At 68.2% G+C, this 20,007-nt stretch carries 16 protein-coding genes; 4 read left to right on the top strand and 12 right to left on the bottom strand.

Translation table 11 applies throughout. From position 1 onward, the window contains the following. Positions 1 to 142: 142 nt before the first annotated feature. From HH110_RS03635 to HH110_RS03625, 3 genes are all read right to left on the bottom strand, one after another. On the bottom strand, positions 143 to 2,200 hold the full coding sequence (locus tag HH110_RS03635; RefSeq protein ID WP_176988361.1) for a TonB-dependent copper receptor: 2,058 nt from the start codon (positions 2,198 to 2,200) through the stop codon (positions 143 to 145). 70 nt (positions 2,201 to 2,270) lie between these two features. After that, positions 2,271 to 2,735, bottom strand: a complete 465-nt coding sequence (locus HH110_RS03630; protein ID WP_176988496.1) for a hypothetical protein — start codon at positions 2,733 to 2,735, stop codon at positions 2,271 to 2,273. A gap of 214 nt (positions 2,736 to 2,949) precedes the next feature. Continuing rightward, a complete protein-coding gene (locus tag HH110_RS03625; RefSeq protein WP_176988360.1) occupies positions 2,950 to 3,933 on the bottom strand; it encodes a LysR family transcriptional regulator in 984 nt (327 codons plus the stop codon). Between the two features lie 237 nt (positions 3,934 to 4,170). Between HH110_RS03625 and cysK the strand changes: the two genes are divergently transcribed. Continuing rightward, positions 4,171 to 5,130 (top strand): cysteine synthase A, encoded by a 960-nt coding sequence (cysK, locus tag HH110_RS03620; RefSeq protein WP_176988359.1) that lies wholly within the window; start codon positions 4,171 to 4,173, stop codon positions 5,128 to 5,130. A 238-nt stretch (positions 5,131 to 5,368) separates the two neighbouring features. After that, positions 5,369 to 5,968 (top strand): O-acetyl-ADP-ribose deacetylase, encoded by a 600-nt coding sequence (locus tag HH110_RS03615; RefSeq protein WP_176988358.1) that lies wholly within the window; start codon positions 5,369 to 5,371, stop codon positions 5,966 to 5,968. A gap of 4 nt (positions 5,969 to 5,972) precedes the next feature. Here HH110_RS03615 and HH110_RS03610 read toward each other — a convergent pair whose 3' ends face one another. From HH110_RS03610 to gap, 8 genes are all read right to left on the bottom strand, one after another. Beyond that, the gene (locus HH110_RS03610) at positions 5,973 to 7,289 is read right to left on the bottom strand and encodes a M1 family metallopeptidase (protein ID WP_194243566.1); all 1,317 of its coding nucleotides are present in this window, start codon (positions 7,287 to 7,289) and stop codon (positions 5,973 to 5,975) included. Positions 7,290 to 7,416: 127 nt separating this feature from the next. Continuing rightward, positions 7,417 to 8,421, bottom strand: a complete 1,005-nt coding sequence (locus HH110_RS03605) for a class I fructose-bisphosphate aldolase (RefSeq protein WP_121039354.1) — start codon at positions 8,419 to 8,421, stop codon at positions 7,417 to 7,419. 152 nt (positions 8,422 to 8,573) lie between these two features. Next, positions 8,574 to 10,040, bottom strand: coding sequence for a pyruvate kinase (pyk, locus tag HH110_RS03600; protein ID WP_121039358.1), 1,467 nt, complete (start codon positions 10,038 to 10,040; stop codon positions 8,574 to 8,576). A gap of 213 nt (positions 10,041 to 10,253) precedes the next feature. Next, positions 10,254 to 10,895 (bottom strand): HAD hydrolase-like protein, encoded by a 642-nt coding sequence (locus HH110_RS03595; RefSeq protein WP_176988357.1) that lies wholly within the window; start codon positions 10,893 to 10,895, stop codon positions 10,254 to 10,256. Beyond that, entirely contained in the window at positions 10,892 to 12,067 is a 1,176-nt protein-coding gene (locus HH110_RS03590) for a phosphoglycerate kinase (RefSeq protein WP_176988356.1), read from the bottom strand. The genes HH110_RS03595 and HH110_RS03590 overlap by 4 nt, the downstream gene beginning before the upstream one ends. Positions 12,068 to 12,226: 159 nt before the next feature. After that, positions 12,227 to 13,594: a DUF3999 domain-containing protein gene (locus HH110_RS03585; protein ID WP_176988355.1), complete on the bottom strand. Its 1,368-nt coding sequence runs from the start codon at positions 13,592 to 13,594 to the stop codon at positions 12,227 to 12,229. Then, on the bottom strand, positions 13,591 to 16,275 hold the full coding sequence (locus tag HH110_RS03580) for a DUF2339 domain-containing protein (protein WP_176988354.1): 2,685 nt from the start codon (positions 16,273 to 16,275) through the stop codon (positions 13,591 to 13,593). Before HH110_RS03580 ends, HH110_RS03585 begins: the two co-directional genes overlap by 4 nt. Before the next feature lie 180 nt (positions 16,276 to 16,455). After that, a complete protein-coding gene (gene gap, locus HH110_RS03575; RefSeq protein ID WP_121039371.1) occupies positions 16,456 to 17,457 on the bottom strand; it encodes a type I glyceraldehyde-3-phosphate dehydrogenase in 1,002 nt (333 codons plus the stop codon). A 200-nt stretch (positions 17,458 to 17,657) separates the two neighbouring features. Between gap and HH110_RS03570 the strand changes: the two genes are divergently transcribed. Next, positions 17,658 to 18,287: an OmpW family protein gene (locus HH110_RS03570; RefSeq protein WP_176988353.1), complete on the top strand. Its 630-nt coding sequence runs from the start codon at positions 17,658 to 17,660 to the stop codon at positions 18,285 to 18,287. 78 nt (positions 18,288 to 18,365) lie between these two features. On the opposite strand, the gene HH110_RS03565 is transcribed toward HH110_RS03570, so the two are convergent. Beyond that, entirely contained in the window at positions 18,366 to 19,064 is a 699-nt protein-coding gene (locus HH110_RS03565) for an aspartate/glutamate racemase family protein (RefSeq protein ID WP_176988352.1), read from the bottom strand. 121 nt (positions 19,065 to 19,185) lie between these two features. Here HH110_RS03565 and HH110_RS03560 point away from each other — a divergent pair, with 121 nt between their 5' ends. Continuing rightward, the gene (locus HH110_RS03560; protein WP_176988351.1) at positions 19,186 to 20,001 is read left to right on the top strand and encodes a S1/P1 nuclease; all 816 of its coding nucleotides are present in this window, start codon (positions 19,186 to 19,188) and stop codon (positions 19,999 to 20,001) included. Positions 20,002 to 20,007 lie beyond the last annotated feature (6 nt).

Raw genomic sequence — 20,007 nt, 5'->3', positions numbered from 1 at the left:
CGAAAGCCCTTTCGTGCTGGGAGGCAGCGAACGTGTATCGCCATGTATCGGCGCATGTCGAAGCGCGCGCACCCTGCTGCCCTGTCGTGGCTGGCGCCGGAGACGCCGGGCGAGGCGTGAGTGCCCCGCCCGGCAGCCGGACTCAGTAGCTGTAGTTCACTTTCAGCCAGGCGGTGCGGCCGGGCTCGTTGATCCGCACCGGATCGGCCGGGAAGCCGAAATCGGCGCTGCCGGCGAGGTTCAGGTGCTCGCTGTAGGCGCGATTGAACAGGTTGTCGACACCGGCACTGAGCAGCAGCGCCGCGTTGAACCGGTAGCTGGCGTTCAAGGCTACGGTGGCAAAGCCGGCGCTGGGCCCCAGATCGCGGGCGACCACGTTGCCCTGCCCCGCCGCGACCCGCCCCTGGCGGGAGACCGCGCGCGCCAGCGCACCGACGGACCAGCTCTCGCCTTCCCACGCCGTGCTGAGCCGGGCTTCCAGTGGCGGCATCTGCGGCAGCGCGCGGCCGTCGCTGCGGTTCTCGCCCCAGGCATAGGCCAGCGTGCCGCCGAGTTTCCACTGCTGCGCCAACTGCCACTCCGCGCCCGCCTCGGCGCCGGCAATGCGAGCATCGACATTGCTGGCCTGGCTGGTGCTGCCCATCATGCCGCCGTCGCGGTAGGTAAAGAGGATGTAGTCCTGGATGCGCCCGGCATAGGCCGAGACCCAGGCATTGAGGCGATCGGTGCGGTACTGCAGGCCCAGATCGAGCTGGGTGGTCTGTTCCGGCTGCACGCCGGTGAACGCATTCACCGCGCCGGCCGGGCCGAGGTCCGGCGAGAACAGCTCCCAGTAGTCGGGCATGCGCTCGCTGTGACCGACACCCGCGTACCAGGTCAGGGCGGGCGCGATGTCACGCTCGAAGCGGACGAAGCCGCTGCCCAGGTTCTCGCGGCGGGTCTGCCCGGCGGTGGGATTCGGCATCGCCATCATGCCGCTGGTGGCGCGCTCGTCCTTCACCTCGGCACGGTCCATGCGCAGGCCACCTACCCAGCGCTGTGCGGTGCCTTCGCCCAGGGTGATCTCGGTGAACGCGCCGAGGTTCTCGAAGCGCGCATCCGTGCGCCACGGCTGCTGCCGGTACACATCGCGCCCCATTCCATTGCGGCTGCGGTGACGGCTGTCCTGCGCGTCCACGCCGGCCACGATGGCGATGTCCTGCCAGCGCCATTCCGAGGCGATACGGCCACCGGTGGTGCGGCGATCGACGTTGGACGCCATCGGCATCGGCATGCTGCTGGCCGGGTTCGGCGTGCGCAGCGTGTAATTGTCCATTACGTGGTCGGCGTCGTTGTAGTACAGGTTCGCCTGCATCTTGTCCCACGCACCCGGCAGGTTGTCCTTTTCGAAGCGAGCGGCGTAGCTGGTGCGTTTGAACGACGCGCCGTCCATGCCGCGACCGGCATAGCGCGCGATCGCATCGCCGGTGCCGGCCGAGAGTTCCAGCACGGTGTCTGCATCGGGCGTCCAGCCGACGGCCACGTCGCTGTTCCACTTGCGCCACCTGGAGGGGACCACGTCGCCGTTGCCGTCCTTGTAGTCATCGGATTCGGAGCGGTTGCCGTTGACGCGTACATAGCCCGGCGAGGCGCCGGCGGTGAGGTCGACCACCTGGTCGTTGCGGTTGCGCGAGCCGACCAGCGCGCTGGCGTTGATGTCCATGCCCGGCTGGTCGAAGCGCGGCGTATCGCGCTCGAAGCGCACCGTGCCCGCGGAAGCACCGGCACCCCAGCGCACGCTCTGCGGCCCCTTGATGATGGTCAGCCGATCGAAGGTTTCCGGCGCGATGTAGGACAGCGGGTTGTCCATCCGCGAGGGGCACGCACCGATCAGATTGCCTTCGTTGCTGACGATGTTCAGGCGCGAGCCGAACATGCCGCGCAGCACCGGATCGCCGTTGGTGCCGCCATTGCGGATCGCGGAAAAGCCGGGAACCGTCTTCAGATAGTCCGCCCCATCGCTGGCCGGGACCGGCTGCCGCGGCAGGCGCGGATCGGTGACCCAATGCAGTGGCGAGGACGGCGCGGTGGCGGTGACGACCAGCGTATCGAGGGTGCGGGCATCGTCGGCGGCGGCCTGCAGCGGCAACGCGACCAGGGCCAGCGACAGGGAAACAGACAGGCGCGTAAGTGCGCCCGCGCTGCGGGAAGAAACATTCATGGTGGAACTCCAGAAAAGCACGCAGGCACGCGTCGCCATCATGGCGACACGGGCAGGAAGGGCGGTCGTCTCAGGAGATCGCGGGCGGGCCGCGGGCGGCGTGGGCCGGCCAGCGCAGGCTGCGGGGCGTGGGCACGGCGCGCAGGACGCGCGGTGCGATGACCGGCATCGCCGGCAACAACAGGATCAGGACCGCCAGCCACGGCATCAGGCGCGAGGCCATCATGCAGTATTCGCAGGCGTCACCATGCCCGGCGTGCTCGCTCATCGGGGGCGACGGTACGGGGACGTCATGGGCATCGGGCGTGGCGTGCATGCCCATGGGCTGCATCGCCATCTCGTGGTGCTGCATCACGTCATGCTTCATGTCGCCGTGCTGCATGACGTGATGTTGCCCGTCGTGCTGCGGCATGCCGTGCCCGGCGTGGGCATCCGGCGGCGCCGGCAGCGCGTGGGTCATGCCGGCCGGCATCAGCATCACCGGCGCTCCGGCATGAGCCTGCTGCCAGCGGCTGACCAGCGGTGCCAGCGCCATCAGCAACGTCGCCACGAAGGCAAGCTGCAGAAAGACGGCATACGGGCGACGGCGGACGTTCACCCCGTCATGGTAGCGCCCGACCGTTGGCAGGGCAGCCCCACGCCCTGCGACCAACCGTCGCAGCGGTCGGGCCGAGCAGCGGTCTCAGCCACCGTGCCGACCAACGGTCGGCACCTACCGGTAGCGCCCGACCGTTGGTCGGGCGTCCATCTCAGACGGTGATGGTCTGCGTCAGTGATTCCCAGGTCGGCGGCAGCGGCCAGTTGGCCTCCTGGTTGCCGTCGATCACCCGGCGCAGGTCGCGGGTGTCGATCTGCGGGGCCAGCACGTGCACCAGCTCCAGCGCGTAATCGCGCAGTACGCGGTCACGCGGCAGCACCGCCCAGGCGATGCACTCGTCGATCGGCGCCGGGGCCGGCCACGCGCGCAGGTCTTCATCACTGGCGTTGACCGCCATTTCCGCGAGCAGGCCGACGCCCAGGCCGGTGCGCACATAGGTCTTGATCAGGTCCGCATCGAGGGCGGTCAAGGCGATGTCCGGGCTCAGTCCGGCACTGGCGAAGGCGCGCTGCAGCGAAGAACTGCCGCGGGTGGAGGATTCGTAGCTGATCAGCGGATGGCTGGCCAGCGCCTGCAGGTCCGGCGCCGCACCCGGGCGATCCAGCGCGTGACCGCGCGGCACCAGCACCAGCCGGCGCCAGCGGTACAGCGGAATGGCCAGGCCAGCCGTGGGCTCACCGCCGGCGGTGCTGATGATGGCGATGTCCGCATCACCCTGGCTGAGCAGGTCCAGCGCATCGCTTTCGGCGGCCTGCTGCAGATGCACGCTGACCTGCGGGTAGGCCTGCTTGATCCGCGCCACCGCGGGCGGCAGCACGAAGCGCGCCTGGGTGTGCGTGGTGGTCAGCACCAGCTGGCCTTGGCTTTCGCGCCGCTGGTTGGCGGCATAGGTGCGGATGTTGTTCGCTTCGCCGAGGACGGCGCGGGCGCGGCCGATCACTTCCACGCCGGCCGGGGTCACCGCTTCCAGGCTGCGGCCCTTGCGCACGAACAGCAGGAAGCCGAGTTCATCCTCCAGCTGCTTGAGCTGCTTGGACAGGCCGGGCTGGGTGGCGTGCACGCGGGACGCCGCCAGCGTGATGTTGAGCTCGGCGTCGGCGATGGCGACCAGATAGCGAAGTTGGGTCAGCGTCATGGGCGGGCGATACGGCGCATGGAGAGGGGGCCATCCGACTGTAGGGCAAATGCCGTCACCAGCTTATAACCAAACGTTGTTTAAGAAGGTAATCAGGTCATTTCGCGCGGTCATATGCCAGCGGTACGGTCTGACCGACCCCGGGCCGGCCGCGACCAGGCGCCTGCCGCCGCCACCCGACCGACCCTTCCCCGCCGCACGGCCCCCGGGCGGCAACGACTTCTCCGGAGCATCCCCATGGCCCTGTACGACTCCATCCTGGACACCATCGGCAACACCCCGGTGGTGCGCCTGCACCGCCTCGCCCCCGAGCACGTCACCCTCTATGCCAAGGTCGAGTCGTTCAACCCGGGTGGCTCGGTCAAGGACCGTCTGGCGCTGGCGATCATCCTCGACGCCGAAGCCAAGGGCCTGCTCAAGCCGGGCGACACCATCGTGGAGGCGACCTCCGGCAACACCGGCGTGGCCCTGGCGATGGTAGCGGCCGCGCGCGGCTACAAGTTCGTGGCCACGATGGTGGAGACCTTCTCGATCGAGCGCCGCAAGCTGATGCGCGCCTATGGTGCCAAGGTGATCCTGACCCCGGCCGCCGAGCGCGGCTCGGGCATGGTCCGCCGTGCGAAGGAACTGGCCGACGAACACGGCTGGTTCCTGGCCAGCCAGTTCGCCAACCCGGCCAACCCCGCCTATCACCGCAACACCACGGCGCCGGAAATCCTGCGCGACTTCGCCGGCAAGCGGCTGGACTACTTCGTGACTGGCTGGGGCACCGGCGGCACCCTGACCGGCGTCGGCGAAGTGCTCAAGGTCGCCCGGCCCGAGACCCGCATCGTCGCCACCGAGCCGGAAGGCGCCGCCCTGCTCAAGGGCGATGAGTGGAAGCCGCACAAGATCCAGGGCTGGACCCCGGACTTCGTGCCGGAAGTACTCAACCGCGGGGTCTACGATGAGCTGCTGACCATCGACGACGCGCGGGCGATCGAGACCTCGCGCCGGCTCGCTGCCGAGGAAGGCATCTTCGTGGGCATCTCGGCCGGCGCCACCGTCGCCAGCGCGCTGGACATCGCCGCCAAGGCCGCGCCGGGATCGGTGATCCTGGCGATGCTGCCCGACACCGGCGAGCGCTACTTTTCGACCCCGCTGTTCGCCGACATCAACGAAGGCTCCGACGACGACTGGCTGGCCGGTCTGCCCTGATCCCCGCGTTGGTCCGTATGAACGGAACGCCCGCCCTGACCGGCGGGCGTTCTGCTTGCTGGCGCTTCATCTGCGGTGAAGCGATCCGGCGGCATCGTGTGAAGGTCAGCCAGCGCTCGCCGGGTCGCACTGCCTGAGACGACGATGACGCAGCCTAGATGTCCTGCAGGTTACGGTGCAGGTCAGGCACGTCATTTCGTTGTATGGACCCGGTATCAGTACGTAAGGAGCGGTACGCATGAAGATCGAAGTGTGGCAGGGCGACATTACGACCCTGGCGGTGGATGCGATCGTCAATGCGGCCAACGAATCCCTGCTGGGCGGCGGCGGCGTGGACGGCGCGATCCATCGCGCGGCCGGTCCGCAGCTGCTCGAAGCCTGCCGCGCCCTGCCGGAGATCCGCCCCGGCATGCGCTGCCCGACCGGTGAGGTGCGCGAGACGCCCGCGTTCGATCTGCCGGCCAGGCATGTGTTCCATACGGTCGGCCCGGTCTGGCAGGACGGCCTGCGCGACGAGCCGGCGCTGCTGGCCAACTGCTACTGGAAATCGCTGCAGCTGGCAGAGAAGCTCGAGCTGGAATCGATCGCGTTCCCGGCGATCAGCTGCGGGGTGTTCGGGTATCCGCTGCACCAGGCCGCCCACATCGCCGCCACCGAAACCCTGACCTGGCAGCGCTCGCACCGCCAACCGCGCCGGATCATCCTGGTGGCCTACAACGCGGCGACGTACAAGGCCTACCAGTCGGCGCTGGCCGCGCTGGGTCAGCCGGTCGAACCGTCGACCTCGGCGATCTTCGCGCCTCTGGCGTTGGGATTGCCGCCGGCCGCCGCGCACTGACGCGTCAGCCCACGCCATAGACCCACTGCGCGAAGAACGGCTGCAGTGAGCGGCCGGCCGCTGCTTCCATCGCACGCTGGAAATCGACGGTCACCACCGAGCGCCCATCGTTGGCCCGCGTGTAATCACGGATGCCGCGCCAGAACGCGGCTTCGCCCATTTCGACGCGCAGCAGGTGCAGCACGTAGGCGCCCTTCTGGTACACCACCGCGCGGTCATCGCCGGTCGGCGCGTTCCATTCCGCATACACCAGCGCGTGATCCGCCCCCTTGGCACGCAGCGCGTCCAGCCGCGTGCGCCAGATCGTCACCTGCGCCTGGTAGGCCGCCTCTCCCTGCGCCTGTTGGAGGTAGGCGGCGGTCATGAAGTTGGCCATGCCTTCGTTGAGCCAGAAGTGCTCCCAGCCGGCGCAGGTCACCCGGTTGCCCCACCACTGATGTGCGGCCTCGTGCGCCATCAACGCGGTCTGGGTGGGATCCTCCAGCATTTGCTGGCCGTAGCGCTCGGACATCAGCGACATCCCGGCCATTTCCTGCCCGATCGTGCGGGCCACCAGCGCCTGCTGATAGTCGCCGCGATACGGCAGGCCCGCGCGATCGGCGAAGAAATCGAGCATCCCGCCGGTGGCGGTGAACACGCGCTGCAGCTGCGCGGGCGACCGCTCGCTGGACAGGAACCGCAAGCCGATGGTGCCATGCTGCTGCGTCGCTTCCTGATAGCGCCCCGCCGTGAAGCCATAGACATACCCCGGCATCGGCGTCTCCAGCTGCCAGCGATGTTCGATGCGTCCATCGGGAAGCGTGCGCAGCGGCAGCGCGCGACCGGTGCCCGCAGCCAGCAGACCCGCCGGCAAGGTCACGGACAGGTCCAGCGTGGCGCGCTCGTCGGGGGCATCCACCGAGGGCATCCACTGACTGGTCGAGAAGATCGTGTAGACCTCGTCGCGCTCGGGGGCGAACTCCAGGCCGTACGCCGGTTCGCCGTGATAGCGGATCGTCACGCTGGCGGTGTCTCCCGTCGGAAGCGGTTCGGCCAGCGTGATCTGCACCTTCGCATCGTGCTGCGCGAAGGCCAGCGCGCGATCCGCCTGCATCACGGCCGTCACGGTGAGCGCGCCGCTGTCCAGCGTCACTGCGCGCAGCTCCCGCTCGGCCCGGAGCCGCAGCGTCTGCTGACCGGTGACGCGCTTGTGGGCGATGTCCGGCACCAGCGCGACATCGTAGTGCAGCACATCGAAGCCACGCGGCGTCGATGCGTGCGCCGCTGCGCTTCCCAGCAGCAATGACACCCCACACAGCGAGATACAGAGACGAACGAACATGGGATCCATCCACGCGAAGGTGGTTCGCATCGTGCCAGAGCACGCGTGCGTCTGCGCACCGCTGTCTCCCGCAAACAAAAACGCCGGCACGAGGCCGGCGTTTTCGTTGACTGCGGTCAAGCGTGAATCAGCCGTTCCACTTGCCCAGGGCGGCCTGGCCGTTTTCCTTGGCGCGATCGAAGATCGTCTGCTGCGCCTTGGCAACGTTGGCCTTGGTGTCCTTGGCCCACAGCTTCAGCGCGGCCTGCTGCATGGCGCGGCCGTAGGAGAAGCTCAGCGGCCACGGCAGGTTGCCCATCTGGTTCATGGCGTTCAGATGCGCAGTGGACTGCTCATCGCTCTGGCCACCGGACAGGAACACCACGCCCGGCAGGATCGCCGGCACGGTGCTCTTGAGGCACATCACGGTCGACTCGGCCACTTCCTCGACGTCGGCCTGCTCTTCGCAGCCCTTGCCGGAGATGACCATCGAGGCCTTCAGGATGGTGCCTTCCAGCAGCACGTTCTGCTGGTACAGCGCATCGAACAGCGAACGCAGGGTGGCTTCGGTGACTTCGTAGCAGGTCTCGATGTCGTGGTCGCCGTCCATGATCACTTCCGGCTCGACCATCGGCACCAGGCCGCATTCCTGGCACAGCGCCGCGTAACGGGCCAGCGCGTGGGCGTTGGACTCGATGCAGGTGCCCGAGGGGATGCTCTCACCGATGTTGATGACTGCACGCCACTTGGCGAAGCGCGCGCCCAGCTTGTAGTACTCCTGCAGGCGCTCGCGCAGGCCGTCCAGGCCTTCGGTGACCAGCTCGCCCGGGCAGCCGGCCAGGGCATGCGCGCCCTTGTCGACCTTGATGCCCGGAATGATGCCCTGGGCCGCCATGTACTTGGCGAACGGGACGCCGTCCTTGGTGGACTGGCGGATGGTCTCGTCGTACAGGATCGCGCCGGAGATGTGCTCGTTCAGCTTGGGCGTGGTGAGCAGCAGTTCGCGGTAGGCGCGACGGTTCTCCTCGGTGTTCTCCAGGCCGACGCTGGCGAAGCGCTTGCCGATGGTGCCGGTGGATTCGTCGATCGCGATGATGCCCTTGCCCGGGGCGACCATGGCCTGTGCGGTTTCAGCCAGCTGTTCGATGCTCATGTACTTCCTGTGGCGGGTGCGGGAAAACGCCAATTATAGACCCCGCCTCCCGTGAACTGGCCGTCCACGGAATCTGGAAACGATTCCATCTGAAACGACGAACCCGCGCGGCCGTGAAGCCACGCGGGTCCGGGTGTTGCGGGGCGGGTCGGTTAGAGTTCGCCCAGGCCGCTGGCACGGCCGTCTTCGCCCACTTCCAGCAGGCGCAGCGTGTTGGTGGCGCCATGGGTTTCCATGTGCTCACCGCTGGTGAAGACGACGCGGTCGCCGCTCTGCAGCTGGTTTGCTTCGAACAGCAGGCGGATGCTACCGCGCGCGGCTTCGCGCGGGGTCAGGCCGCGGCTGTCGAAGTTGATCGGGAACACATCGCGCATCAGCGCCATCTGGCGGCGGGCGCCGTCATGGCGGGTCACCGCGAACACAGGCGCCGAGGCGCGGAAGCGCGACAGGTACCGCGCGGTGCCACCGGATTCGGTCATCGCCACGATCGCGCGTACGCCCACGTGCTGGGACAGGAACATGGTGGCCATGGCGATCGCCTGGTCGGCACGCTCCAGGTTGCGCGGCGAGGCACCGAAATCGGTCTCGGTCTGGAACTGGCGTTCGGCACCGAGGCAGATGCGTGCCATCGCTTCGACCGCCTTGACCGGGTACATGCCCGCGGCGGTTTCGGCCGACAGCATCACTGCGTCGGTACCGTCGATGACCGAGTTGGCCACGTCCAGCACTTCGGCGCGGGTCGGGATCGGGCTTTCGACCATCGACTGCAGCATCTGGGTGGCGGTGATCACCACTTTGTTCTGCGCCAGCGAGGCCTTGATGATCTTCTTCTGCAGGCCCGGCAGTTCGGCATCGCCGATTTCCACGCCCAGGTCGCCACGCGCGACCATGACCACGTCACTGGCGTCGACGATCTCTTCGAGGTTGTCGATCGCTTCGGTGCGCTCGATCTTGGAGACCAGCGCGGCGTAGCAGCCGTGCGACTCGGCGATCTCGCGCGCGTCGTTCATGTCCTGCGCATTGCGGCAGAACGAGACGGCGATGAAGTCCACGCCGATCTTGGCCACGATGCCGATCAGTTCTTTGTCGCGCTCGGTCAGCGCGCCCAGCGACAGGCCACCGCCCTGCTTGTTCAGGCCCTTGCGGTCGGACAGCACGCCGTCGTTGAGCACGGTGTTGATGATGCGCTCGCCCTGCACTTCGGTGACCTGCAGCTGCATCAGGCCATCGTCGAGCAGCAGGATGTCACCGGCCACCACGTCCTGCGGCAGGCCCAGGTAGCTCACGCCCACCTGGGTGGTGTCGCCGGCGGGTGCGTTCGGCGAGGCGACCAGGTCGAAGCGGTCACCCGCCTTGAGCTTGATCTTGCCTTCGGCGAAACGCTCGATGCGGATCTTCGGGCCCGGCAGATCGGCCAGGATGCCCACTTCCACGCCCACGCGGGCAGCGGCGGCACGCACATCGGCGGCGCGCTTGGCCTGGCCGGACGGGTCACCGTGGCTGAAGTTGAGGCGAACCACGTTCACGCCGGCGCGGAAGAGATCCTCCAGCACGCCCGGCGGGTCGGTCGCCGGTCCGAGGGTGGCAAGGATCTTGGTGCGACGCTGACGCTCAATCATGGTTAATGGGCTCCCGTTAAAGGAGTGAAATTAGCACACCCATCACGTCCCATGAATACGATTACACCGCTGGCACGCTTGGGTTTCGCTGTTGTCCTGCAGACAGCCCGAGACGACCGGGCGGACAGTCGTTTGCCCACCCGGCGGCCAGCGCCAATCGCGGCGGGCCTTTGCGCGGGACATGCGGCGGCGTACGGATCGCCGCCGCGGCCCTCAATCGATCAGGGTGAGCAGGTCGTCCGGGGCGTGCGCGAGGTGCGCGGCCCCGGCCGCCGTGAGCTCTTCGGCACCGCCGAAGCCCCACAACACGCCGATATTGCGCAGCCCGTGATGACGGGCGCCTTCGATATCCATGCGCCGGTCGCCGATCATCCAGCACTGCCCCGGGGTCAACGACAGCCGGTGCAGCGCCTCGGCGACCAGCTGCGGCTTCTCGCTGCGGCTGCCATCCGGGGTGGCCCCGATCACGTCCTCGAAGCAGTCGCCGAACGGCAGGTGCTCGACAATGCGACGCGCGTGCGGCTCGTTCTTGGCGGTGACGATCGCCAGCCGATGGCCGCGATCCTTGAAGGCCTGCACGACCTGGCCGATCCGCGGGTAGACCTCATGTTCGCGCCAGCCGACCACGTCGAAGCGTTCGCGGTAATACGTCACCGCCTGCTCGACCTGGGCCGGATCGTTGAACAACGGCGCGAAGCTGGTGCGCAGCGACGGCCCGATCCAGCGCCGCAGTTCGGCCTGCGGCGGGACCGGCTGGCCCATCTGCGTGAGCGCATGCGCCACGCACTGGGTGATTCCGACGGCCGAATCGATCAGCGTGCCGTCGAGATCGAAGAACAGGACATCGCGGCTCACGCGCCGCGAGCCTCCAGCGCGGCGACGGCCGGCAGGGTCTTGCCTTCCAGGAACTCCAGGAACGCGCCGCCACCGGTGGAGATGTAGCTCACCTCGCCCGCGATGTCGTACTTGTCGACCGCGGCCAGGGTGTCGCCGCCGCCGGCGATCGAGAACGCCGGGGAGGCGGCGATGGCACGGGCCAGGGCTTCGGTGCCATGGCTGAAGGCCTCGAATTCGAACACGCCGACCGGGCCGTTCCAGACCACGGTGCCGGCCTTGGCGATCAGGCCGGCGTAGTGCTGCGCCGTGTCCGGGCCGATGTCCAGGATCAGATCGTCCTCGGCCACGTCGGCGACGGCCTTCACCGTGGCTTCGGCGTCCGGCAGGAACTGCTTGGCCACGACCACGTCGGTCGGCAGCGGGATGTCGGCGCCGCGCGCCTTGGCATCGGCGACGATCTTCTTCGCGGTGTCCAGCAGGTCCGGCTCATACAGCGACTTGCCGACCGAGTAACCGGCGGCCGCGATGAAGGTGTTGGCGATGCCGCCGCCGACGATCAGCTGGTCGACCTTGCCGACCAGGCTGGAGAGCAGTTCGAGCTTGGTGCTGACCTTGCTGCCGGCCACGATCGCCAGCAGCGGCTGGGCCGGGGCCAGCAGCGCCTTGGCCAGCGCGTCCAGCTCAGCCATCAGCAGCGGGCCACCGGCGGCCACCGGGGCGAAGCGGATCACGCCGTGGGTGGAGGCCTGTGCACGGTGCGCGGTGCCGAAGGCATCCATCACGAACACATCGCAGAGCGCGGCGTACTTCTTCGCCAGCGCTTCATCGTCCTTGCCTTCGCCGACATTCATGCGGCAGTTTTCCAGCAGCACGATCGAACCCGGCGCGACGTCCACGCCGTCGACCCAATCGCGCACCAGCGGCACCTCGACACCCAGCAGCTGCGACAGACGCAGCGCCACCGGCGCCAGCGATTCGGCCTCGCTCCACACGCCTTCCTTCGGACGCCCGAGATGCGAGGTCACCATCACGGCGGCGCCCTTCTCCAGCGCCAGCTTCAGCGTCGGCAGCGACGCGGTGATGCGCTGCTCGGAGGTGATCTGGCCGTTGTCGATCGGCACGTTCAGATCCTGGCGGATCAGCACGCGCTTGCCGGAGAGATCGAGGTCGGTCATGCGAACGATGGACATAAGCAACTCTTTGGCTCTGAAGAAGGAAGGGCGCCGCACGGCGCAGGCCGTCATTGTCCCGGCTGGCGCGGTGCATCGCAAATTCATGACGGGGGCGGAGGTAGGCGGCGACCGTTGGTCGTCGCGCTTCTTAACGGGGACGGAGGTAGTTAAGCGCGCTTAACTACCTCCGTCCCTATTTGGTTGACGCAGCAGGCTGACTGCGAAGCCGCCGACGATCAGCACGCCGATCACCAGCAGCGCCCACAGCAGCCATTGCTTCCAGTCGCGCTGCGGCGCTACCGCGGCATCGCCGGCGAGTACCTGCGGTTCGCCCTGCATGCTCGCCTGCGCCGGCTGCCACTGCGCGCCATGCTGTTCGCGCAGCTGCGCGATCACCGTGGCAACCGGGGCATCCTGGCGCTCCGCGCGTACGCTGCCGGCGGCTACCGTGTAAGGCGGCTCGCCCTGGCTGAGGAACACCAGCGCTTCGGGCTGGTAACCGAGCTTGAGCGTCGGGGCCGGCATCGACTGCGGCTGGCCGGCCACCAGCTTCCAGTAGCGGTCGCGCGTGCTGCGCGCCAGCGGCTGGGTCTGCGATTGGCGGCGGTCGGCGGCGTCCTGCAGCTGATAGGCCACCCATGGGCCGGCCCGCACCTGCCACGGCTGGTCGGCATCGTCGCGGCTCAGCAGCGTCCACTGCACCACGCTGTTGTCGGCCGTTGCGATATCGGCCTGCGCGATCGGGAAGCGCCCATCAAGCTGATACTCGAACTCGCCGGGCTTGCCGGCGGTGCCGGTCAGCGACTGCCAGCGCCAGGCGATCGCCTGCGCGGTCGGCGCCAGCTCGGCCTGCACCGTGGACAGCGCCGGCAAGGCATCGGCACCGATCGGCAGGATGCGGAAATACCGGGCCTGGCGCGCGATCTCGATGCGGCGCTGCTGCAGGCGGCGGCCTTCGTGCTGCAGGTCGACCAGTGGCACGTCATCGGCAATGCGCAACCAGTCGCGCAGGTCGTTGCTCATCTCCACGCGCACGCGCGCCTGCAGGGGCGCCTGCGTCTGCCAGTCGAGGCGCAGCGCCTGCACGCCGGTCTCCAGCGCGCTGGCGTCGATCAGCCAGCCTGCGGGTTGTCCGGCCGCCCCGCCCCGCCCCAGCCGCGCCTCGACCCGGCGCACGCTGCCGTCGGTGTTGCGCTCGGTGAGCAACTGCAGGTCATCGCCGGAGGTGCCGGCCATCGGCGGCAGCGGGAACCAGGACAGCGTCTGCCACTGCGGTGCCTGCGCCAGCGGCTGGTCGGCGGCCAACAACGCCGACGGCAGTGCCTGGCCCTGCGCGTTGAACACCTGCACATCGGCCAGACGTGGCGACACCGCGGTGCGGTACACGCCCTCGTCGAGGGTCAACCGGTACGCACCCGCCTGCGGCTGCGCGAGCTGCAGCGGCCATTGCTGGCGATAGGCCTGGCGGCCATCGGCGGCCTGGGCCTGGGCCAGCGCCGGAAGCGCCAGCGCGGCAAGGAGGATCAGCGGGCGAAAGGTCTTCAAGACTGCGGCTCCACGGCGGGGTCCGGCGCGCGCGGCGGCGCCGGTGCCAGGTAGCCCACGACCGTGCACAGCAGGCCGTAGGCGATGAAAGAAGAAATCCCGAGCAGGTTGCCCAGATGCTGGCGATCGATCAGCACCAGCTTGGCCAGCACCACGCCCATCAGCACCGCACCCACCAGCCACAGGACGCGTTGCCCGCGGCGCGAGCCCCACACCCAGCTGATCACGCCGAGCACGCTCCACACCACGGTCAGACTGGTCTGGGCCAGGGTCGAGGACCACAGGCGCTCGTTCCACGGCACCCCGCCCCAGTGATGCACGGCATGCAGGGTGATGCTGGTCAGCGCGACGAAACCGGCAATCGCCAGCACCGGGATACGGATCGCACGCAGGCCCTCCGGCGCCTGTCCGGACCACAGCCAGCGCGCGGCGAGCACCAGCACTGCCAGCTGCACCAGTTCCACCGGGTTGAGCAGCGGCAACCACGGCAGCGGCGCAGCGCCGGCCGGCACCAGCAGCAGGCCCGCCCAGCTCACGCCGAGCACGGCGAACAGCGTGCATTGCAACGCGCCGCGCATGCGATCGAAGCGTTCGCCCAGCGGCACCGTCAGCCACGGCCAGCGCAGCAGCGCCACTGCAGTAACCAGCAGCCACGGCAGCAGCATCAACGCCAGGCCCCAGCCCTGTGCCAGCGCGAAACGGTCGGCCAGCCACAGGCAGGCCAGCGACACCACGGACGGCCACAGCAGCCACCACAGGAACTGCGCCGCCAGCGACGTGCGGTCATCACCCACACGCAGGCACCACAGGCTGCGCACGCCCAGCAGCGCGAACACGGCCCAGGCCAGTGCGCCATAGCCGGCGAACGGCTGATCGTGCACATCGGCCTGCCACAGCGCCAACGGGAACGCGGCCAGCACCATCGCCAGCGTGGTCAGCACCAGCGCGCGCGCCGGCCAGCGGCGATGCGTCTCGGCGGCCAGCCAACCGGTCACCGCTGCGCCGATCAGCAGCGCATCGGGTTCGTTGCGGTGGGCGACGAAGCGCAGGATCTCGTGGCTGACGCTGCCCAGCCACCACAGCAGGCCCCAGAGGTAGTAGACGATGGCCGGCGCATCCTGCTGCGCACGGCGATAGCTGAAGGCCGCGGCGAAGCCGGCCAACGCCAGCAGCAGGCCGCTCATGAAGGTGGGGTTGGCGATGGCCGTGGCATCGAGATGCCAGTAGTCCGCGCCGACCACGAAGCCGAACGCGGCGCCCAGGGTCAGCAGCGCACCGGCGATCTGCGGCAGCCAGCGCTGCTGGCGCAGGCCCAGCCAGGCCAGCGCCGCCCCTTCCAGCGCGAACACGCTGGCGGTGGCCCGTGCGGACAGCGCCAGCGGCACCGCCAACGTGGCGAAGCCCACCGCGAGTACCGCATGCGACTGGCCCAGCGCGGCATAGCGCTCGCGCTTGATCAGCACCCACGCCAGGCCCGCGTACAACGCGGCCAGTGCCAGCGAGCACAACGCCAGCAGCAGGCGGTCGTCATGCAGCAGGCCAGCCTGCAGCGAGAACGCGATCAGCGGCGTGCCGAACACCAGGCTGCCATCGATCAGGTCGCGCTTCTCCGCGCTCTGCCGACGCGCATAAAGGATCGGAATCAGCAGGTAGAAGGCGAAGAACAGCAGCAGGAACGGCTCGGTGCTGGCGAACTTGTCCGCGCTGTACTGGAGCACGCCCCAGGCCGTGCCGATGCCGAAGGTGAAGGCGAAACCGAGCAGGTTCAGCGCGCGCCACGGACGCCACCAGGCAATCGCCAGGATCGCCGCATTGAGCACGGCGTAATACGAGAACAGCGCGATATGGTTGCCGCTGCCGGTGGACAGCCAGATCGGCGCCATGAAGCCGGCCAGGATGCCGAGCACGGCCAGCGTGCGCGAGTTCTGCACCACCGCCAGCACGCCCATGCCGGCAATCAGCAGCACGCTGAGCGCAAAAGCCGGCACGGCGGGAATCAGGTCGTAGCGCTTGAACGCGGCGAAGATGGTCAGCAGCAGGACGCCGATCGCCCCGCCCTGCAGCGCCAGCGCGAACAGGCGCCGGGTATCGCGCTGCACCCAGCCGAACACCAGCCCGGCCAGCGCCGCCACCGCGATGGCGGCCAGGCGCAGCTCGATCGGGGCGTTCAACCAGCCCTGGTCGCTGGCGTACTTGAGCAGCGCGGCCACACCCGCCAGCAATACCAGCATGCCGATCTTGACCGGCACGTTGCCCTCGGTGAACCACTGCTTGATGGTGCCGACGATGCGCTCGCCGATGCCCGGGCCCTGCGGTTCAACCGGCACCACCGGCGGCGCGGGCCTGGGGGGCATCGACGCCGAGGACGGCAGCGGTGGCGGCATGGCGGCCGCCGCTGCGGGTGCAGCCGCGGTATCCGCGGTCTCGACGGGCGTTTCGATGCCGGGCTGCAGGGCGAAGTCCAGCGGCGCGGCCACGGTGTCGACGGATTCGATATCCGTCCAGCGCAGCGGCCGTTCGGGTTCGGCTGGCGCCTGCGCGGCGTCCCAGGCAGACCCGGCCGCGCGGTGTTCCAGCGCGGCCACACGGCGGCGCAGGCCCGCGATCATCACCAGGGCCACGATCAGCAGCAGCGGGATCGCCAGCAGTACCAGCACCAGCAGGACAATCAGAGCTTCCATTCCAGGCCATCCTCAAGAGGGTCGCCACGGCTGCACCAGGCAGGCGCAGTGCCGGCGGCACGCGGGCCATGCTAATGGATCGGCGGTACGCGCGGGATCACGGGCGTGAATGGTCCGCCTGAAACGACAGACCCCGGCACGGGGCCGGGGTCTGTGGAATGACGCAGGGGCAGCGCTGGCTTACGCCGCGACGACCTTGACCATTTCCAGGCACTTGTTGGAGTAGCCCCATTCGTTGTCGTACCAGGACACCAGCTTGACGAAGGTGCTGTCCAGCGCGATGCCGGCGTCGGCGTCGAACACCGAGGTGTGGGTTTCGCCACGGAAGTCGGTCGCCACGACCTTGTCTTCGGTGTAGCCCAGGATGCCCTTCAGCGCGCCTTCGCTCTGTGCCTTCACTTCAGCGCAGATCTCGGCGTAGGTGGCTTCCTTCTCCAGCTCGACGGTCAGATCGACCACCGACACGTCCGAGGTCGGCACGCGGAAGCTCATGCCGGTCAGCTTCTTGTTCAATTCCGGGATCACCACGCCGACGGCCTTGGCCGCACCGGTCGAGGACGGAATGATGTTTTCCAGGATGCCACGGCCACCGCGCCAGTCCTTGTTGGACGGGCCATCGACAGTCTTCTGGGTCGCGGTCGCGGCGTGCACGGTGGTCATCAGGCCACGCTTGATGCCCCACTTGTCGTTGATGACCTTGGCCAGCGGGGCCAGGCAGTTGGTGGTGCACGAGGCGTTCGAGACGATCGCCTGGCCGGCGTAGGTCTTGTCGTTCACGCCGAACACGAACATCGGGGTGTCGTCCTTCGACGGCGCCGACAGGATCACCTTCTTGGCACCCGCGTCGATGTGCTTCTGCGCGGTTTCCTTGGTCAGGAACAGGCCGGTGGATTCGATGACGACGTCCACGCCGACTTCGTCCCACTTCAGGTTGGCCGGATCGCGTTCCTGGGTCAGGCGGATCTTCTTGCCGTTGACCAGCAGGTCGTTGCCGGACACTTCCACGTCGGCCTTGAAGCGGCCATGCACGGAGTCGTACTTCAGCATGTACGCCAGGTAGTCCGGCTCCAGCAGATCGTTGATGGCGACGATTTCGATGTCATTGCCGAAGTTCAGCACGGCCGAACGCAGCACGTTGCGCCCGATGCGACCGAAACCGTTGATGCCAACCTTGATTGCCATGTTCACAAGCTCCTGCAGCCGCGACGGTGCGGCGCCGATGGAAAGGGGTGTTCATTCTAGCAGGGCCGGAACCGGCCCGGCCCGGGGAAGACGAATGGGAACCGGTTACAACGGTAAATACCCGGATTGATCCGGATCAAGGCGCACAGCGGCGCGGGCGGGAAAACTGGCGCCATTCCAACCCGCCACGAGACCGTCTCATGCGCAAGACCTCCCCCCTCCTGCTCTCCAGCCTGGCCGCCGCCCTGGCGCTGGCCGCCGCCCCCGCCATGGCCCAGTCCAAGGGCGACTGGACGATCGGTGCCGGCGTGCACCAGGTCGCCCCGAAGTCCAACAACGGCTCGCTGGCCGGCGGCACGCTGAAGGTCGACGTCGACAACGACATCAAGCCGACCATCACCGGTGAGTACTTCATCGCCGACAACCTGGGCATCGAGCTCCTGGCCGCGTTGCCGTTCAAGCACGACATCAACATCGCCGGCCTCGGCAACGTGGGCAGCACCAAGCACCTGCCACCGGTGGTGTCGCTGCAGTACCACTTCAACAGCACGGGCAAGGTGTCCCCGTTCCTGGGCGCCGGCATCAACTACACCACCTTCTTCAGAGAGAAGACCGGCGGCGCGCTGGCCGGCAGCAAGCTCAAGATGGAAGACTCCTGGGGCCTGGCCGCCCATGCCGGCGTGGACTTCGCGATCAACGACAAGGGCTCGCTGCGCGTGGACGTGCGCTGGATGGACATCGACAGCAAGGTCAAGCTCGACGGCGAAAAGATCGGCACCGTCAACATCGACCCGCTCGCCTACGGCGTGTCGTACGTGTTCAAGTTCTGATCGGCGGATCAGAACCCAACAAGGCAACACCCTCGCAGCAAGACAGTTTCCCCGGCTTCGGCCGGGGTTTTTTTTGGCTCATTCGGCCAACAGGTGCCGCGCTGCGGCCTGCGCATGCAGCGTCGTCGTATCGAACACCGACACCGTCGCATCCTGCGCGCCGACCAGCAGCATGATCTCCGTGCAGCCCAGGATGATGCCCTGCGCGCCGCGCTCCACCAGCCGCTGCATCACCGCGCGGAACGCCTCGCGCGACGCCGGCAGCACCCGCCCCTGCACCAGCTCGTCATAGATGATCCGGTGCACCGCCGCGCGATCATCAGCCGCGGGAACCAGCACCTCCAGGCCATGCGCCTGGATGAGCCGTCCCTTGTAGAAATCGTGCTCCATGGTGAACGCGGTGCCCAGCAAGCCGATCCTCTGCAGCCCGGCGGCCTTGATCGCCTCGGCGGTGGGGTCGGCGATGTGCAGCAGGGGAATCGCGATCGCCGCCTGCACCGCGTCGGCCATGCGATGCATCGTGTTGGTGCAGATCACGATGGCCGTCGCACCCGCGCCCTGCAGGCGCTGGGCGGCATCGATCATGCGCTGGGTGGCGGTGTCCCAGTCGCCGGCATGCTGCAGTGCCTCGATCTCGGCGAAATCGAACGACCACAACAGGATCCGGCCCGAATGCAGGCCGCCCCGCGTGTCGCGCACCTGCTCGTTGATCAGCCGGTAATAGTGGGTCGAGCTTTCCCAGCTCATGCCGCCGATCAAGCCAACGATGTGGGCCATGGGTACCTCCGGTGTCTGCCCGATGCCAGGCACCCGGCGAGCCTAGCCCAAGCTGACCGGCGCTGCAGCCGGCCAGATCCTGGCAAGCCGGCACGGCGGCCGGCCCGCTAGAATGCCGCGGATGAAAATGCCTTCCCTGCTTCCGGCCACCGCCCTCGCGCTGGCCCTCACCCTTGTCTCCACCGATGCCCTGGCCTGGGGCGCGCAAGGCCACCGGCTGGTGGCGCGGATCGCCGAAACCCGGCTGACCCCGCAGGCCCAGGCCGAGGTCGACCGCCTGCTCGCCGCCGAACCGGACCCGACCCTGCACGCCATCGCCCCGTGGGCCGATGAGCTGCGTGCCAAGGACCCGGGGCTGGGCAAGCGCTCGGCCGGCTGGCACTACGTCAACATCGGCGAAGACGATTGCCACTATGAGGTGCAGAAGCACTGCAGGAACGGCAACTGCGTGGTCGAGGCGCTGAAGGCGCAGACCGCGATCCTCGGCGACCGCAGCAGGTCCGACGCCGAGCGCGCGCAGGCGCTGAAGTTCGTGGTGCATTTCGCCGGCGACATCCACCAGCCGATGCATGCCGGCTACGGCCACGACAAGGGCGGCAACGATTTCCAGGTGCAGTTCAACAACCGCGGTACCAACCTGCACTCGCTGTGGGACAGCGGCATGCTGAACGAGCAGAAGCTGGATGACGACCAGTACCTCAAGCGCCTGCTCGCCCTGCCCAAGCCCACGCTCGGCAAGCGTTCGAACATCGATGTCGATGCCGTGCAGTGGGCCGAAGCCAGCTGCCGGATCGCCATTGCACCTGGCGTTTACCCGGACAAGCGTACGCTGGCTCCGAGCTATGCGGCGACCTATCGCCCGGTCGCCGAGCGCGAGCTGCGCCTGGCCGGTGAACGCCTGGCGGTGCTGCTCAACGACACCCTGGGCAAGCGCTGAGGTCAG

This window comes from Stenotrophomonas sp. SAM-B, from assembly GCF_013387485.1.
Lineage (GTDB): Bacteria > Pseudomonadota > Gammaproteobacteria > Xanthomonadales > Xanthomonadaceae > Stenotrophomonas > Stenotrophomonas maltophilia_AA.
Note: the sequence above shows the minus strand (reverse complement) of the source record. Positions and strands in the feature narration are given on the sequence as shown.

Bases quoted from the DNA above. Each gene is read 5' to 3' on its own strand.
- HH110_RS03635 (WP_176988361.1), bottom strand. From the start codon at position 2,200: ATGAATGTTTCTTCCCGCAGCGCGGGCGCACTTACGCGCCTGTCTGTT.
- HH110_RS03630 (WP_176988496.1), bottom strand. From the start codon at position 2,735: ATGGCGCTGGCACCGCTGGTCAGCCGCTGGCAGCAGGCTCATGCCGGA.
- HH110_RS03625 (WP_176988360.1), bottom strand. From the start codon at position 3,933: ATGACGCTGACCCAACTTCGCTATCTGGTCGCCATCGCCGACGCCGAG.
- cysK (WP_176988359.1), top strand. From the start codon at position 4,171: ATGGCCCTGTACGACTCCATCCTGGACACCATCGGCAACACCCCGGTG.
- HH110_RS03615 (WP_176988358.1), top strand. From the start codon at position 5,369: ATGAAGATCGAAGTGTGGCAGGGCGACATTACGACCCTGGCGGTGGAT.
- HH110_RS03610 (WP_194243566.1), bottom strand. From the start codon at position 7,289: ATGTTCGTTCGTCTCTGTATCTCGCTGTGTGGGGTGTCATTGCTGCTG.
- HH110_RS03605 (WP_121039354.1), bottom strand. From the start codon at position 8,421: ATGAGCATCGAACAGCTGGCTGAAACCGCACAGGCCATGGTCGCCCCG.
- pyk (WP_121039358.1), bottom strand. From the start codon at position 10,040: ATGATTGAGCGTCAGCGTCGCACCAAGATCCTTGCCACCCTCGGACCG.
- HH110_RS03590 (WP_176988356.1), bottom strand. From the start codon at position 12,067: ATGTCCATCGTTCGCATGACCGACCTCGATCTCTCCGGCAAGCGCGTG.
- HH110_RS03580 (WP_176988354.1), bottom strand. From the start codon at position 16,275: ATGGAAGCTCTGATTGTCCTGCTGGTGCTGGTACTGCTGGCGATCCCG.
- gap (WP_121039371.1), bottom strand. From the start codon at position 17,457: ATGGCAATCAAGGTTGGCATCAACGGTTTCGGTCGCATCGGGCGCAAC.
- HH110_RS03570 (WP_176988353.1), top strand. From the start codon at position 17,658: ATGCGCAAGACCTCCCCCCTCCTGCTCTCCAGCCTGGCCGCCGCCCTG.
- HH110_RS03565 (WP_176988352.1), bottom strand. From the start codon at position 19,064: ATGGCCCACATCGTTGGCTTGATCGGCGGCATGAGCTGGGAAAGCTCG.
- HH110_RS03560 (WP_176988351.1), top strand. From the start codon at position 19,186: ATGAAAATGCCTTCCCTGCTTCCGGCCACCGCCCTCGCGCTGGCCCTC.